This is a genomic window from Sarcina ventriculi (assembly GCF_900456775.1).
In the GTDB taxonomy this organism is placed as follows: Bacteria; Bacillota; Clostridia; order Clostridiales; family Clostridiaceae; genus Sarcina; species Sarcina ventriculi.
This window is the reverse complement of sequence record NZ_UAUL01000001.1, coordinates 814,164-828,953: the sequence shown is the minus strand read 5'-3', so window position 1 is coordinate 828,953 and position 14,790 is coordinate 814,164. Positions and strand designations below refer to the sequence as shown.

The window sequence follows — 14,790 nt, the reverse complement described above, 5'->3', positions numbered from 1 at the left end:
AAAATGATTGATCCAACAGCAACTGTATCTGTAACATCTAACTGGTTTTTTCTTATAGCATCTACGATACTAATAACAATTATAGGAACTGTAATAACAGAAAAGATTGTTGAACCTAGGCTTGGAAAATATAAAGGTGCAATGGATGGATTTGAAGAGGATGCATTAAACCCATTAAATAAAGAGAAAAAAGGTCTTAAATTTGCTGGGATATTTCTTTTAGTAGGAATTATATTTATAGGTTTTTTAACAATACCAGCAAATGCTCCTCTTAGAAATGCAGAGACAGGGGCACTTTAAAATCTCCATTTATGGATAGTATAGTAGTTACCATAGCATTATTGTTTTTCTTAGCAGGTGTAGGTTATGGTATTGGTGCTGGAACTATAAAAAATGATAAAGATATAGTGGCACAAATGTCGAAGACAATGTCTACAATGGGAGGATATTTAGTATTAGTTTTTTTGCATCTCAATTTGTAGCTTATTTTGCCAAAACTAATTTAGGAACTGTAATTGCAGTTAAAGGTGCTAATTTCTTGCAAGCTACTGGAATTAAGGGGTATACCATTATTAATAGCTTTGTGCTTGTTACTGCATTTATAAATTTATTTCATGGATCGGCTTCTGCTAAGTGGGCAATAATGGCACCAATATTTGTACCAATGCTTATGCAAATGTCAATTATCCTGAGATAACTCAAATGGCTTATAGAATTGGAGATTCAACAACAAATATAATATCACCACTTATGACATATTTTGCTCTTATCGTATCTTTTGCAGAAAAATATGATAAGGAGTCTGGAGTTGGAACAATGATTTCAACTATGATACCATATTCTATGGCATTGTTAATAGGATGGTCAGTACTTTTAATAATTTGGATTATGTTTAATCTTCCATTTGGTATAGCATAAAATATATAGTAGCCTCATCAAGAAAATATTTTTGATGGGGTTATTTTTATGTGTTTTTGATTAATTAAATGAAAATTACAAATTAAAAAATAACTTAAAGAAATATAATAAAAAATAAAAAATTATTATTAAAAAGTTTGTTGACAAAGATTAAGTAAAGTGATAAGATAAAGAAGTCGCTTGAGGGCGACAAAGAAAAAAGAAAAACAATGGTCTTTGAAAATTAAACAGATAATTTAAGTAAACCAGCAATTCTTTTATAAGTAATATGAGTAGATTAAAACTCAAATAAAAACTAAGAAAATTAGTATATTTTAATTTGAGAGTTTGATCCTGGCTCAGGATGAACGCTGGCGGCGTGCTTAACACATGCAAGTCGAGCGAGAAAAGTTCTTCGGAGCTTTTCTAGCGGCGGACGGGTGAGTAACACGTGGGCAACCTGCCTCATAGAGGGGAATAGCCTTCCGAAAGGAAGATTAATACCGCATAACATTGTTGAAAGGCATCTTTTAACAATCAAAGGAGCAATCCGCTATGAGATGGGCCTGCGGCGCATTAGCTAGTTGGTGAGGTAACGGCTCACCAAGGCGACGATGCGTAGCCGACCTGAGAGGGTGATCGGCCACATTGGAACTGAGACACGGTCCAGACTCCTACGGGAGGCAGCAGTGGGGAATATTGCACAATGGGGGAAACCCTGATGCAGCAACGCCGCGTGAGTGATGAAGGTCTTCGGATTGTAAAGCTCTGTCTTTAGGGACGATAATGACGGTACCTAAGGAGGAAGCCACGGCTAACTACGTGCCAGCAGCCGCGGTAATACGTAGGTGGCAAGCGTTATCCGGATTTACTGGGCGTAAAGGGAGCGTAGGCGGATATTTAAGTGGGATGTGAAATACCCGAGCTTAACTTGGGAGCTGCATTCCAAACTGGATATCTAGAGTGCAGGAGAGGAGAATGGAATTCCTAGTGTAGCGGTGAAATGCGTAGAGATTAGGAAGAACACCAGTGGCGAAGGCGATTCTCTGGACTGTAACTGACGCTGAGGCTCGAAAGCGTGGGGAGCAAACAGGATTAGATACCCTGGTAGTCCACGCCATAAACGATGAATACTAGGTGTAGGGGCCCCAAGCCTCTGTGCCGCCGCTAACGCATTAAGTATTCCGCCTGGGGAGTACGGTCGCAAGATTAAAACTCAAAGGAATTGACGGGGACCCGCACAAGCAGCGGAGCATGTGGTTTAATTCGAAGCAACGCGAAGAACCTTACCTAGACTTGACATGTCCTGAATTACCAGTAATGTGGGAAGTTCCTTCGGGAACAGGAACACAGGTGGTGCATGGTTGTCGTCAGCTCGTGTCGTGAGATGTTGGGTTAAGTCCCGCAACGAGCGCAACCCTTATTGTTAGTTGGTACCATTAAGTTGACCACTCTAGCGAGACTGCCCGGGTTAACCGGGAGGAAGGTGGGGATGACGTCAAATCATCATGCCCCTTATGTCTAGGGCTACACACGTGCTACAATGGCAAGTACAAAGAGAAGCAATACTGTGAAGTGGAGCAAAACTCAAAAACTTGTCTCAGTTCGGATTGTAGGCTGAAACTCGCCTACATGAAGCTGGAGTTGCTAGTAATCGCGAATCAGAATGTCGCGGTGAATACGTTCCCGGGTCTTGTACACACCGCCCGTCACACCATGAGAGTTGGCAATACCCGAAGTCCGTAAGCTAACCGTAAGGAGGCAGCGGCCGAAGGTAGGGTCAGCGATTGGGGTGAAGTCGTAACAAGGTAGCCGTAGGAGAACCTGCGGCTGGATCACCTCCTTTCTAAGGAAGAACATCTTAGGAAAACTAAGATGATAATAAAGAATGCTTCTTAAATATCTGTTTAATTTTGAAAGACTAAGTTCTTTCAAAATTATGTTCTTTGAAAATTACACATAAGTATTAATAAATAGAGTAAAGCCAATTAAATTTACTATTCTTTGTAAAATTGATTGCAACTATCTAAAAGATAGAAACAAAGGTCAAGCTACAAAGGGCGTATGGTGAATGCCTTGGCATCAGGAGCCGACGAAGGACGTGATAAGCTGCGATAAGCTTTGGGTAGACGCACATAGTCTGAGATCCAAAGATTTCCGAATGAGGAAACTCACATGGGAAACCCATGTATCGTTAACTGAATAAATAGGTTAACGAGGGTAAACCTAGGGAACTGAAACATCTAAGTACCTAGAGGAAGAGAAAGAAAAATCGATTTTCTAAGTAGCGGCGAGCGAAAGGGAAAGAGCCCAAACCGGAAACTTGTTTCCGGGGTTGTGGATAGAACATAACGAGAAACTATAACTAATTGAAGAGAGCTGGAAAGCTCTACCGTAGAAGGTAATAGTCCTGTAAATGAAAGTTAGAGTAATCAAGTTCTAATCCAGAGTACCACGAGACACGTGAAACCTTGTGGGAAGCAGGGAGGACCACCTCCCAAGGCTAAATACTACCTGATGACCGATAGTGAAGCAGTACCGTGAGGGAAAGGTGAAAAGAACCCCGGGAGGGGAGTGAAATAGAACCTGAAACCATATGTCTACAACCGATCAAAGCACCTTATGTGTGCGATGATGTGCTTTTTGTAGAACGAGCCAACGAGTTACGATATGTAGCAAGGTTAAGTACTTAAGGTACGGAGCCGAAGGGAAACCAAGTCTTAATAGGGCAACTAGTTGCATGTCGTAGACCCGAAACCGGGTGACCTATCCATGGCCAGGTTGAAGCGAGGGTAAAACCTCGTGGAGGACCGAACCACGTTGCTGTTGAAAAAGCATGGGATGAGCTGTGGATAGCGGAGAAATTCCAATCGAACTCGGAGATAGCTGGTTCTCCTCGAAATAGCTTTAGGGCTAGCGTCGAATATGAGTAATGGAGGTAGAGCACTGAATGGGCTAGGGGCATAGCGCTTACCGAACCTTATCAAACTCCGAATGCCATATACTATAAGTTCGGCAGTCAGACTACGAATGATAAGATCCGTGGTCAAAAGGGAAACAGCCCAGATCGTCAGCTAAGGTCCCAAAGTGTAAGTTAAGTGGAAAAGGATGTGGGATTTCTAAGACAACTAGGATGTTGGCTTAGAAGCAGCCACTCATTAAAAGAGTGCGTAATAGCTCACTAGTCGAGAGATCCTGCGCCGAAGATGTTCGGGGCTAAAACTTACCACCGAAGCTACGGGCTTGAATTTATTCAAGCGGTAGAGGAGCGTCGTAATCGGGCTGAAGTCATACCGTAAGGAGTGGTGGACTGATTACGAGTGAGAATGTTGGCATTAGTAGCGAGATGTAGGTGAGAATCCTACAGGCCGAATACCTAAGGTTTCCTCAGGAAGGCTCGTCCGCTGAGGGTTAGTCGGGACCTAAGCCGAGGCCGAAAGGCGTAGGTGATGGACAACTGGTTGATATTCCAGTACCACTACCATCGTTATTATCGATGGCGTGACGCAGGAGGATAGTGTGTGCTAGCTATTGGATGCTAGTCTAAGCATTTAGTCAGTTACAATAGGCAAATCCGTTGTAATAATGATGAGATGTTATGGGGAAGGTTCTACGGAACCGAAGTACATGATTCCACGCTGCCAAGAAAAGCGTCTAGAGAGAGAAGTAGTGCCCGTACCGCAAACCGACACAGGTAGGTGAGGAGAGAATCCTAAGGCCGGCGGAAGAATTGCAGTTAAGGAACTCGGCAAATTGATCCCGTAAGTTAGCAATAAGGGATGCCTATGAGAGTAGGTCGCAGAGAATAGGCTCAAGCAACTGTTTAGCAAAAACACAGGTCTCTGCTAAAGCGTAAGCTGATGTATAGGGGCTGACGCCTGCCCGGTGCTGGAAGGTTAAGGGGAACACTTAGCGTAAGCGAAGGTGTGAACTTAAGCCCCAGTAAACGGCGGCCGTAACTATAACGGTCCTAAGGTAGCGAAATTCCTTGTCAGGTAAGTTCTGACCCGCACGAATGGCGTAATGACTTGAGCACTGTCTCAACTGCAAATCCGGCGAAGTTGTAGTACCAGTGAAGATGCTGGTTACCCGCGATTGGACGGAAAGACCCCGTAGAGCTTTACTGTAGCTTAGCATTGAATTTCGGTATTGTCTGTACAGGATAGGTGGGAGACTGAGAGACTAGGGCGTCAGCCTTAGTGGAGTCGACGTTGGGATACCACCCTGATAGTACTGAAGTTCTAACTGGCGGCCATGAATCTGGTCACAGGACATTGTTAGGTGGGCAGTTTGACTGGGGCGGTCGCCTCCTAAAAAGTAACGGAGGCGCCCAAAGGTTCCCTCAGAACGGTCGGAAATCGTTCGAAGAGTGCAAAGGCAGAAGGGAGCCTGACTGCGACACCCACAAGTGGAGCAGGGACGAAAGTCGGGCTTAGTGATCCGGTGGTACCTCGTGGGAGGGCCATCGCTCAACGGATAAAAGCTACCTCGGGGATAACAGGCTGATCTCCCCCAAGAGTCCACATCGACGGGGAGGTTTGGCACCTCGATGTCGGCTCGTCGCATCCTGGGGCTGAAGTAGGTCCCAAGGGTTGGGCTGTTCGCCCATTAAAGCGGCACGCGAGCTGGGTTCAGAACGTCGTGAGACAGTTCGGTCCCTATCCGTCGCGGGCGTAGGAAATTTGAGAGGAGCTGTCCTTAGTACGAGAGGACCGGGATGGACTGACCTCTGGTGTACCAGTTGTTCCGCCAGGAGCACAGCTGGGTAGCTAAGTCGGGAAGGGATAAACGCTGAAAGCATCTAAGCGTGAAGCCCACCTCAAGATGAGATTTCCCATAGCATAAGCTAGTAAGACCCCTTGAAGAACACAAGGTTGATAGGTCAGAGGTGTAAGTATGGTAACATATTTAGCTGACTGATACTAATAGGTCGAGGGCTTGACCTAATTAACTTTATGTTAATACTTAGTGTAATTAAAAAATAAAAAAAGTATTGACAAGGTAATTAATTTATTATATAATAAGAATGTAATTGATGTTATAAATTATCTGGTGATAATGCTCTTTAAGGTAACACCCGTTTCCATTCCGAACACGAAGGTTAAGCTTTTAGAGGCTGATGGTACTGCATGGGAGACTGTGTGGGAGAGTAAGTGGTTGCCAGGTTGATGTTCCTCTGTAGCTCAATGGTGGAGCACTCGGCTGTTAACCGATAGGTTGGAGGTTCGAGCCCTCTCGGAGGAGCCATTTTTTAAAAGAATGTTATCAAAGTAGATTATGTCTGTTTTGATAACATTCTTTTTATTTTTTTAAATAATTTATTTCAAGAAACTTATCATAAATTAATATTTTAATTAATCGTAGAATATATTTTACTAATAGAAAGTGAAAGGTGGTAAAATCGAAAATGTTTGAAAACATTTTCTGAAAATATAATTTATGAAAGAATATGGTATTAATGATTTGAGGAATGTTGCACTTGTTGGACATAGTGGAGTAGGGAAAACTTCTTTAGTTGAATCTTTATTATATTCATCTAACTCAATTGATAGATTAGGAAAAGTTGATGAAGGAAGTACAACTAGTGATTTTGATTTAGAAGAAAAAAAAAGAAAAATGTCAATTAATACTTCAATATTAAAAATGGAATTAGAAAGAAATAAAATAAACTTATTAGATACTCCAGGATATTTTGATTTTATTGGGGAGACAATAAAGGGAATGTCAGTTTCTGATATATCTTTAATTGTAGTATGTGGTGTAAATGGAATACAAGTTGGAACAGAAATGGCTTGGGACTATTGTGTAAAAAAGAATATTCCAAGGGCTTTTTTTATAAATAAATTAGATAGAGAAAATTCAAATTATGATAAAATTTTAAAACAATTAAGAAATCAATTTGGTAATAATATTGTTCCTATTAATTATCCACTTGGAGTAGAAGAAAATTTTACCGATGTTCTAAATATATTAGAAGATAATAACTCTGTGTATGGCGTTGATAGTGAAACTTTGAATAAAATAATTAAATACAAAGAAAATATTATGGAATTAGTTGCAGAAAGTGATGAAAATTTGCTAAATAAATATTTAGAGGTAGGAACTTTGTCGCATGAAGAAATATATTTAGGTTTAAGAAATGGAATAATCTCTGGAGATATAATTCCTGTCATGTGTGGGAGTTCAACTAAATGTTTAGGTATAAATTTATTAATTCAATGTATTAATAAGATTTTTCCGTCACCTAATCCTATTGTTGAGATGAGAGATAATCTTAAAAAGACTTGTAAAGAAGAAAAATTTTCAGCTAGAGTGTTTAAGACAATAATTGACCCATTTATGGGAAAGTTATCAATATTCAAAGTTATTACTGGGGAATTGAATACATCTATGGATATACTTAATTGTTCTAATGGTAGTATAGAGAAAATAAGCAATTTATACTATATAAATGGTAAGAATCAATTGCCAACTTATAATATTAAAAAAGGAGATATAGGCGCAATAGCAAAATTGCAAAGTATTTCGACTGGAGATATTATTTGTGATGTTAATAATAAGATTTTATCCTCAAGCATAAAATTCCCAGAGCCTGTAATAAAAATGGCTATAATTCCAAAAAGTAAAGGTGATGAAGATAAGATTTCATCAGGATTATATAAACTTTTAGAGGAGGATAATACTTTTAAAATAGTTAGTGATGTGGAAAATGCTGAAATATTAATAGAAGGAATGGGGGAGACCCATTTAGAAGTTTTGGCAAGTAAATTAAAGAGCAAATTTGGTGTAGACGTATTTTTAAGGTTACCTAAGGTAGCTTATAGAGAAACTATAAAAGGAAAAGCGGATGTACAAGGAAAGCATAAGAAGCAGTCTGGTGGTCATGGACAATATGGTGATGTAAAAATAAAATTTGAACCAAGATTAGATGGAGTTGAAGAGTTGGAATTTATTGATGCTGTTGTAGGGGGAACAGTTCCTAAGAATTTTATACCAGCTGTAGAAAAAGGATTGAAAGAGTGTGCAAAACATGGTGTTTTAGCTAGATATCCTGTAATAGGACTTAAGGCAACACTTTATGATGGCTCTTATCATTCTGTTGATTCATCAGAAATGGCTTTTAAAATAGCTACATCAATAGCTTATAAAAAGGGATTAGAGCAAGCTAATCCAGTTCTTTTAGAGCCTATAATGGAGTTCGTTGTAAGGATTCCTGATGAATATATGGGGGAAGTTATAGGTGATATTAATAAAAAAAGAGGGAGAATATTAAGAATCGAGCCTAAAGAAAATATGCAAGTTATAACTGCTGAAATTCCTCAGGTTGAATCTTTTAAATATGCTACTGATTTAAGGTCTATAACTCAAGCGAGAGGTAGTTTTAATATGAAATTTAAAAGATATGCTGAAGTTCCAAGTAGTGAGTTAAATAAAATAATTAGAAATAATAATTTATAGAATGTAAGAATGAGATATATTAAAATTAAATATAGTTTTAATATATCTTATTTTTATTTGTATAAATTTTAAATTAATCATAATATATTTTGTAATGAGTATAAAATATTAATTAAAGTAAATATTAATGTTATATTAAGTTAAGTTAGGGTGATATTTATGTGCAATTATAAAATGGATATAAATGGAGAAATAAGTGCATCTTATTATGAAACAATATGTGATTATATGGAGATTATAAATGATAAAGATTCATTTGCGATTTCAATAAACGGAATTAATAAAAATAATATTGATATGATCTATACTATTTTAAATGATAATAGATTTAAAATACATAATGAAGGGTATAATGGTAAAGGAATTTATAATATAAATGCATATAAAATTTCATAAGATAATGTAAACGTAAAATAATTATGGTATAATATATAAATATACATAATATAATTTTTTATTGTTGGGGAGGACTAAAAGTGAAAAATTACGTAATTGGAATAGACTTAGGAGGAACAAAAATAAGTTCTGCATTATCAGATTTAGAGGGAAATATAGTTGCAAAATATACTGTACCAACTGATGCATTTGAAGGTGAAGCGCCTGTATTAGGTAGGATAATAGAATCAGTTGAAGCTGTTGTAGTTGACGGAAAAATAACTATAAATGAAGTAAAAGCTATTGGAATTGGTTCTCCAGGACCATTAGATGCTAAGGAAGGTATAATAATAACAACACCAAATCTTCCATTTAAAAACTTTAACTTAGTTAGACCTTTAAAGGAAAAATTTAATGTACCTGTTTACTTAGATAATGATGCTAATGTTGCGACAATAGGTGAGTTTATGTTTGGTGCAGGAAAAGGTACTGAAAACATGATATTTTTTACTGTTAGCACCGGAGTTGGTGGAGGAGCTATTTTAAATGGTAAGATATACAGAGGAAGTACATCAAATGCATTAGAAATAGGTCATTCAACAGTTGCTTCAGAAACAGGAATGAGATGTAATTGTGGTAATGTGGGATGTTTAGAAGCGGTTTCTTCAGGTACTGCCATAGCAAGAAGAGCTAGAGAAGCTGTATTAACAAATGTTGAAACATCACTAAAAAAATATGACACAGTAACTTCTTATGAAGTATTTGTAGAATCAGCTGCTGGAGATAAAGTGGCTACTGAAATAAGAGATTTAGCTTTAAATTATTTAGGAATTGGAGTAGCTAATGCTATAGCAATTTTTGACCCAGATATGGTTGTTATAGGTGGTGGAGTATCAAAGGCAGGTCAAGTTGTATTTGATAAAGTGCAAGAAGTTGTAAATCAAAGATGCTTTAAGTCAATGGCTAAACATTGTAAAATAGTTGAAGCTGGATTAGGAACAGATGCCGGAGTTGTTGGAGCTGTTGCATTAGCTTTATTAGAAAGTAAATAATTATAGACAATGCAGAAGGGTTAGCAAAAAGCTAACTCTTTTTTTATCTGAATTTTATAAATGTTTAAAATAGAGATATAATAATATATATTATGAAATTTGGAGGGTTGTATGGAAAAAAAAATAGAGAATATAATTGGAGAAATATTGATTAGTAAGGGATTAACAATAGCAACAGCTGAATCTTGTACAGGAGGGTTATTGGCAGGAACTCTTATAAACTATAGTGGAATTTCTTCTGTTTTTATGGAAGGAGTTATAACTTATTCCAATGAAGCTAAAATGAAAAGAATAGGTGTCAGCAAAGATACTTTAGATGCTTTTGGTGCTGTAAGCAAGGAGACTGCAGAGGAAATGGCGAGAGGAATATGTAAAGTAGCAAATACTAAGATTGGAATTTCTACAACTGGTATAGCAGGACCTGGTGGTGGAACATATGAAAAGCCAGTTGGGCTTGTGTATATGGGGCTTTGTATAAATGGAGAAGTATTTTATAAAAAATTTAATTTTAAAGGTGATAGGCAACAAATAAGGTTACAAGCTGTAAATAGTGCATTAGAGTTTTTATTAGAATATATAAAGTAATATGTAATTGAGTATTTATCGGTAAAATATAGAACTTAATTAATTTAATATATAAGAAAATAATACAAGAATCAAAATTTAAGAAATGTAAGTTTATAAGGGGAGGTAGTTATTTAATTGAAACAACTACCTATATAAATAAAATGGGGGAGAGGCTATTATAAGATTGAAGCTTATTGCCTCATTAATAATTGTTACCAAAGTAGGATAATATTATACATGATATTATAAAAAATATTTAATTAAATTGGTTTTGTTAATTATTTATGATATTATAGTCATTGATATTTTTTTAAATATATAATAGCTTAGAGGACGGTGTTAGCATGCAAGTTAAAGCAACAGTTTTGAAAAATTTATTGGGGATATGTGTTTTAGCTATAATAATATATTTAGGTGGAGTATTATTTTTATTAAAATAGACTAGTTAAATTTTATAAAGGAGTAAAATATGAGTATATTAACTGTTAAAAATATGAGCCATGGATTTGGAGATAGAGCTATATTTGAGGATGTTTCCTTTAGATTATTAAAAGGTGAACATGTTGGTCTCATAGGGGCTAATGGTGAGGGAAAATCTACCTTTATGAATATAATAACGGGGAAGTTAATGCCTGATGAAGGTAAAATAGAGTGGAGTAATCGAGTTAGAGTTGGTTATATGGATCAACATACTCAACTTGAAAAGGGTAAATCAATAAAAGATATTTTAAGAGAAGCATTTAAATATTTATTTGATATGGAACTTGAAATGAATCAACTATATGAAAATATGGGAAATATGAATGAAGAAGAAATGAACAAAGCATTAGAAAGAACAGCTAATATACAGGATGCTTTAGATAATAGTGGATTTTATATAATTGATGTGAAAATAGAAGAGGTTGCAGCTGGTCTTGGTCTTAAAGATGTAGGGCTTGATAGGGATGTTTCAGATTTGAGTGGGGGGCAAAGAACAAAGGTATTATTAGCTAAACTTCTTTTGGAGGTTCCGGATATTTTACTTCTTGACGAGCCTACTAACTATTTAGATGAAGAACATATAGCTTGGTTAAAATCATATCTTCAAAGCTATGAAAATGCTTTTATACTTATATCTCATGATATTCCTTTCTTAAATAGTGTTGTTAATGTTATATATCATGTTGAAAATAGATTATTAACAAGATACACTGGAGATTATGAAAACTTCATGAGAATTTATGAGGCTAATAAAAGACAGTTAGAGGCAGCTTATGAAAGACAACAACAAGAAATTGCAAAACTTGAAGATTTTGTTGCAAGAAATAAAGCTAGAGTTGCTACAACAGGGATGGCAAGATCAAGACAAAAAAAATTAGATAAAATGGAAAGAATAGAACTTGCTGCAGAAAAACCAAAACCAGAGTTTAATTTTAAACAAGGAAGAACTTCAGGTAAGCTTATATTTGAAACTAGAGATTTAGTTATAGGATATGATGAACCTTTAAGTAAACCACTAAATTTACTTATGGAAAGAGGTCAAAAAATAGCCTTGGTTGGAGCAAATGGACTTGGAAAATCAACTCTTTTAAAGAGCTTGTTAGGGATAATAAAGCCATTAAGTGGAGAAGTTGAAACAGGAGAGTATCAACAATTGGGATACTTTGAACAAGAGATAAAAGAAGCAAATTATAATAGTGTTATAAATGATATTTGGGAAGAATTCCCTGGATACACTCAATATGAAGTAAGAAGTGCTTTAGCTAAATGTGGTTTAACAAATAAACACATAGAAAGTACAGTTTGCGTATTAAGTGGTGGGGAGCAAGCTAAGGTTAGATTATGTAAACTTATAAACAAAGAAACAAATATACTAATCCTAGACGAGCCTACAAACCATTTAGATGTTGAAGCTAAGGAAGAATTAAAGAGAGCATTAAAAGAATATAAAGGAAGTATTCTTTTAGTATGCCATGAACCAGAGTTTTATAAAGATGTAGTAACTGATATATGGAATTGTGAAAATTGGACAACGAAAATAATTTAAAGTAATCATTTAATATAAAAAGTTATAAAAATTTTATAAGCTTGTTAAAAAGAAGAGGTAGAAATTCTCTACCTCATTATTTCTGGTTAAACACTGACATATTGACTAGAAACATAACCAGTTAAGTTATTATATTTAATTTTGTACCATCCATTTAAAGTTTCTAAAATTTGAACAGAAGCTTTAGAAGGCAAAGAACCAATAATAGAATAGTTTGTACCAGCACCACTTCTAATGTTTAAAGAAGGACTTGCAGTAACTGTACCAACTTTATTTTGTGTACTTGCTGAGCTTGATGAAGTATCAGAACTTGTGTTTACAGAAACATATTGACTAGAAACATAACCAGTTAAGTTATTATATTTAATTTTGTACCATCCGTTTAAAGTTTCTAAAATTTGAACAGAAGCTTTAGAAGGCAAAGAACCAATAATAGAATAGTTTGTACCAGCACCACTTCTAATGTTTAAAGATGAGCTAGCAGTAACTGTACCAACTTTATTTTGTGTACTTGCTGAGTTTGATGAAGTATCAGAACTTGTGTTTACAGAAACATATTGACTAGAAACATAACCAGTTAAGTTATTATATTTAATTTTGTACCATCCATTTAAAGTCTCTAAAATTTGAACAGAAGCTTTAGAAGGTAAAGAACCAATAATAGAATAGTTTGTACCAGCACCACTTCTAATGTTTAAAGATGAGCTAGCAGTAACTGTACCAATTTTATTTTGTGTAGTAGAGTCAACTACATTGTTATTAGATGTTCCTAATTTAACATTAGTTTTTAAATATTTAACTATTCCATCTGCAATACCTTTAGCAAGTTTATTTTGATAATCATCTGTTTTTAGTTTAGCTGCTTCAGATGGATTTGTTAAGAAACCTCCCTCAACTAATGAAGCTGGCATTGTTGTATTTTTTGTTACAACGTAATCAGCAGTCTTAACTCCTCTATTGTATCCACCTGTTTCAGAAACCATAGAATTTTGAATAGGAGTGGCTAAATTTTTGCTTGTAGATTTACTTGCAGTATAATAGGTTTCTATGCCATAAGCAGAAGATGATGAAAATGCATTGTTATGAATAGATACAAAAATATCTCCATTATAATCGTTTGCAAGTTCAGCTCTTTGCATTAGAGTTAAGAAAACATCAGAGGTTCTACTCATTTCTACTTCAATTCCTTGATTTTTAAGTAAATTTTGAACTTTCTTTGCAATTGTTAAGTTGAGTTCATCCTCATAAATACCATTAGCAATAGCTCCAGGATCAGAACCACCATGACCAGGATCTAAAAAAACTTTATAATATGTCCTATCTAATGAAGAATCTTTTGAAGCTCTATAGGGCGAGATTAAGTCTAAATCGTTAGTAACGCTAATTTCGGCTATATAAACGGTATCACCTATTTTCTGGCTTATATAAGTTGTGCCATCGTTTTTAGCAGTTAATATACCATCATCGCTAATGTTTGCAATGGAATCATCTGATATATTCCAATTTGGATATTGAGAAAGGTTAAGTGTATCATTAACAGATAAAGACAAACCATTTTCTACAATTATATTTTCATTTTTGTATTCATTTAAAATATCATTAAATTCAGTCTCTAAATTTTGTCCGTAAGCTTTAAATCCAATAACCGAACTAAAAATTAAAGTATTAAATAGTAATGACATAAAAATTTTGTGGATCTTTTTTTTACACATAATTTTAAAATCCCCCTTAATATTTAACAATATAAGTAAATAATACAATAAAAATATAAAAAATACAAATAACGATAAGGCTTTCACTTGGAAAATAAGTAAACAATTTGTTAAAAATAATACGAAATACAAGTAAAATAAAGATGCTAATATTTTGTGTGAAATTAAATAAGTAGCTACAATTAAATTGTGTAGCTACTTATTGGGTAAGTTAATTTCTCTGTTTATAAATATAGAAAATCTAGATTTTTTTATCCATCCTTTATTATTCAATCCACTATTAAGACCTAATTCAACAAAATACCAAGTTTCTTTATTTATTTCGCATTCATCTAGTATTTTGACTTTAAAAGCATCTTTCAGTCTATTTACTATAAGTGAATTATTAATTGGTGCAAGATAGACATTTGTATAAGGTTGAGTTACTGCATACTCAAATTCAGAAGTTTTGTAGTATATAGATATTTCTCTTAAATTTGTATTTTGAATTTCAGATTGTTTATGAGGTGCTTTAATTTTATGTATTTGATTATTAAGTGTGAGAATATTTCTTTTATATTTCTTGATTTTTGAATCAAAATATATAAACATAAATCCAGTACTACCTAAGCAGAGTAATATTACGAATACGACTAAAAATTTCATGTTTGCTAATCCTTAAATAATTAATACTTATTAATAGTATATTTTTATTAATGTTTAT

General features: G+C 34.9%; 7 protein-coding genes, 1 tRNA gene, 3 rRNA genes and 2 pseudogenes. 11 read left to right on the top strand and 2 right to left on the bottom strand.

Features of this window, described 5'->3' with window-relative positions:
• Positions 1 to 3: 3 nt before the first annotated feature.
• The 11 genes and pseudogenes from DR020_RS12675 to abc-f all read left to right on the top strand — a co-directional run bounded on the left by DR020_RS12675 (position 4) and on the right by abc-f (position 12,375).
• Positions 4 to 697, top strand: a pseudogene (locus DR020_RS12675) (AbgT family transporter).
• Positions 634 to 918 carry an AbgT family transporter gene (locus DR020_RS12715; protein WP_265327731.1) on the top strand — a complete coding sequence of 95 codons (285 nt, stop codon included), beginning with the start codon at positions 634 to 636 and terminating at the stop codon, positions 916 to 918. The pseudogene DR020_RS12675 and the gene DR020_RS12715 overlap by 64 nt, the downstream one beginning before the upstream one ends.
• A gap of 315 nt (positions 919 to 1,233) precedes the next feature.
• Positions 1,234 to 2,743, top strand: a 16S ribosomal RNA gene (locus tag DR020_RS03615).
• 198 nt (positions 2,744 to 2,941) lie between these two features.
• Positions 2,942 to 5,843 (top strand): 23S ribosomal RNA (locus DR020_RS03610).
• Between the two features lie 102 nt (positions 5,844 to 5,945).
• Positions 5,946 to 6,063, top strand: a 5S ribosomal RNA gene (gene rrf, locus DR020_RS03605).
• Together the 16S, 23S and 5S rRNA genes with 1 tRNA gene alongside form the textbook arrangement of a ribosomal RNA operon.
• A gap of 6 nt (positions 6,064 to 6,069) precedes the next feature.
• Positions 6,070 to 6,144, top strand: a tRNA-Asn gene (locus tag DR020_RS03600).
• Between the two features lie 192 nt (positions 6,145 to 6,336).
• A complete protein-coding gene (locus DR020_RS03595) occupies positions 6,337 to 8,355 on the top strand; it encodes an elongation factor G (protein ID WP_112365279.1) in 2,019 nt (672 codons plus the stop codon).
• 159 nt (positions 8,356 to 8,514) lie between these two features.
• A complete protein-coding gene (locus DR020_RS03590) occupies positions 8,515 to 8,751 on the top strand; it encodes a hypothetical protein (RefSeq protein ID WP_055260268.1) in 237 nt (78 codons plus the stop codon).
• Between the two features lie 80 nt (positions 8,752 to 8,831).
• The gene (locus DR020_RS03585; RefSeq protein WP_058993891.1) at positions 8,832 to 9,782 is read left to right on the top strand and encodes an ROK family protein; all 951 of its coding nucleotides are present in this window, start codon (positions 8,832 to 8,834) and stop codon (positions 9,780 to 9,782) included.
• 96 nt (positions 9,783 to 9,878) lie between these two features.
• Positions 9,879 to 10,367 (top strand): annotated as a pseudogene (locus tag DR020_RS03580) (CinA family protein); the annotation flags it as partial.
• 451 nt (positions 10,368 to 10,818) lie between these two features.
• Positions 10,819 to 12,375: a ribosomal protection-like ABC-F family protein gene (gene abc-f, locus DR020_RS03575; RefSeq protein WP_112365278.1), complete on the top strand. Its 1,557-nt coding sequence runs from the start codon at positions 10,819 to 10,821 to the stop codon at positions 12,373 to 12,375.
• Positions 12,376 to 12,461: 86 nt separating this feature from the next.
• Here abc-f and DR020_RS03570 read toward each other — a convergent pair whose 3' ends face one another.
• Both DR020_RS03570 and DR020_RS03565 read right to left on the bottom strand, forming a co-directional pair.
• Positions 12,462 to 14,087, bottom strand: coding sequence for an N-acetylmuramoyl-L-alanine amidase (locus DR020_RS03570; protein ID WP_058993897.1), 1,626 nt, complete (start codon positions 14,085 to 14,087; stop codon positions 12,462 to 12,464).
• A gap of 195 nt (positions 14,088 to 14,282) precedes the next feature.
• Complete coding sequence (locus tag DR020_RS03565) at positions 14,283 to 14,732, bottom strand: hypothetical protein (RefSeq protein WP_055260263.1); 450 nt, start codon at positions 14,730 to 14,732, stop codon at positions 14,283 to 14,285.
• Positions 14,733 to 14,790 lie beyond the last annotated feature (58 nt).

Excerpts from the sequence above, each read along its gene's own strand:
- DR020_RS03595 (WP_112365279.1), top strand. The coding sequence starts at position 6,337 with ATGAAAGAATATGGTATTAATGATTTGAGGAATGTTGCACTTGTTGGA.
- DR020_RS03590 (WP_055260268.1), top strand. The coding sequence starts at position 8,515 with ATGTGCAATTATAAAATGGATATAAATGGAGAAATAAGTGCATCTTAT.
- abc-f (WP_112365278.1), top strand. The coding sequence starts at position 10,819 with ATGAGTATATTAACTGTTAAAAATATGAGCCATGGATTTGGAGATAGA.
- DR020_RS03570 (WP_058993897.1), bottom strand. The coding sequence starts at position 14,087 with ATGTGTAAAAAAAAGATCCACAAAATTTTTATGTCATTACTATTTAAT.
- DR020_RS03565 (WP_055260263.1), bottom strand. The coding sequence starts at position 14,732 with ATGAAATTTTTAGTCGTATTCGTAATATTACTCTGCTTAGGTAGTACT.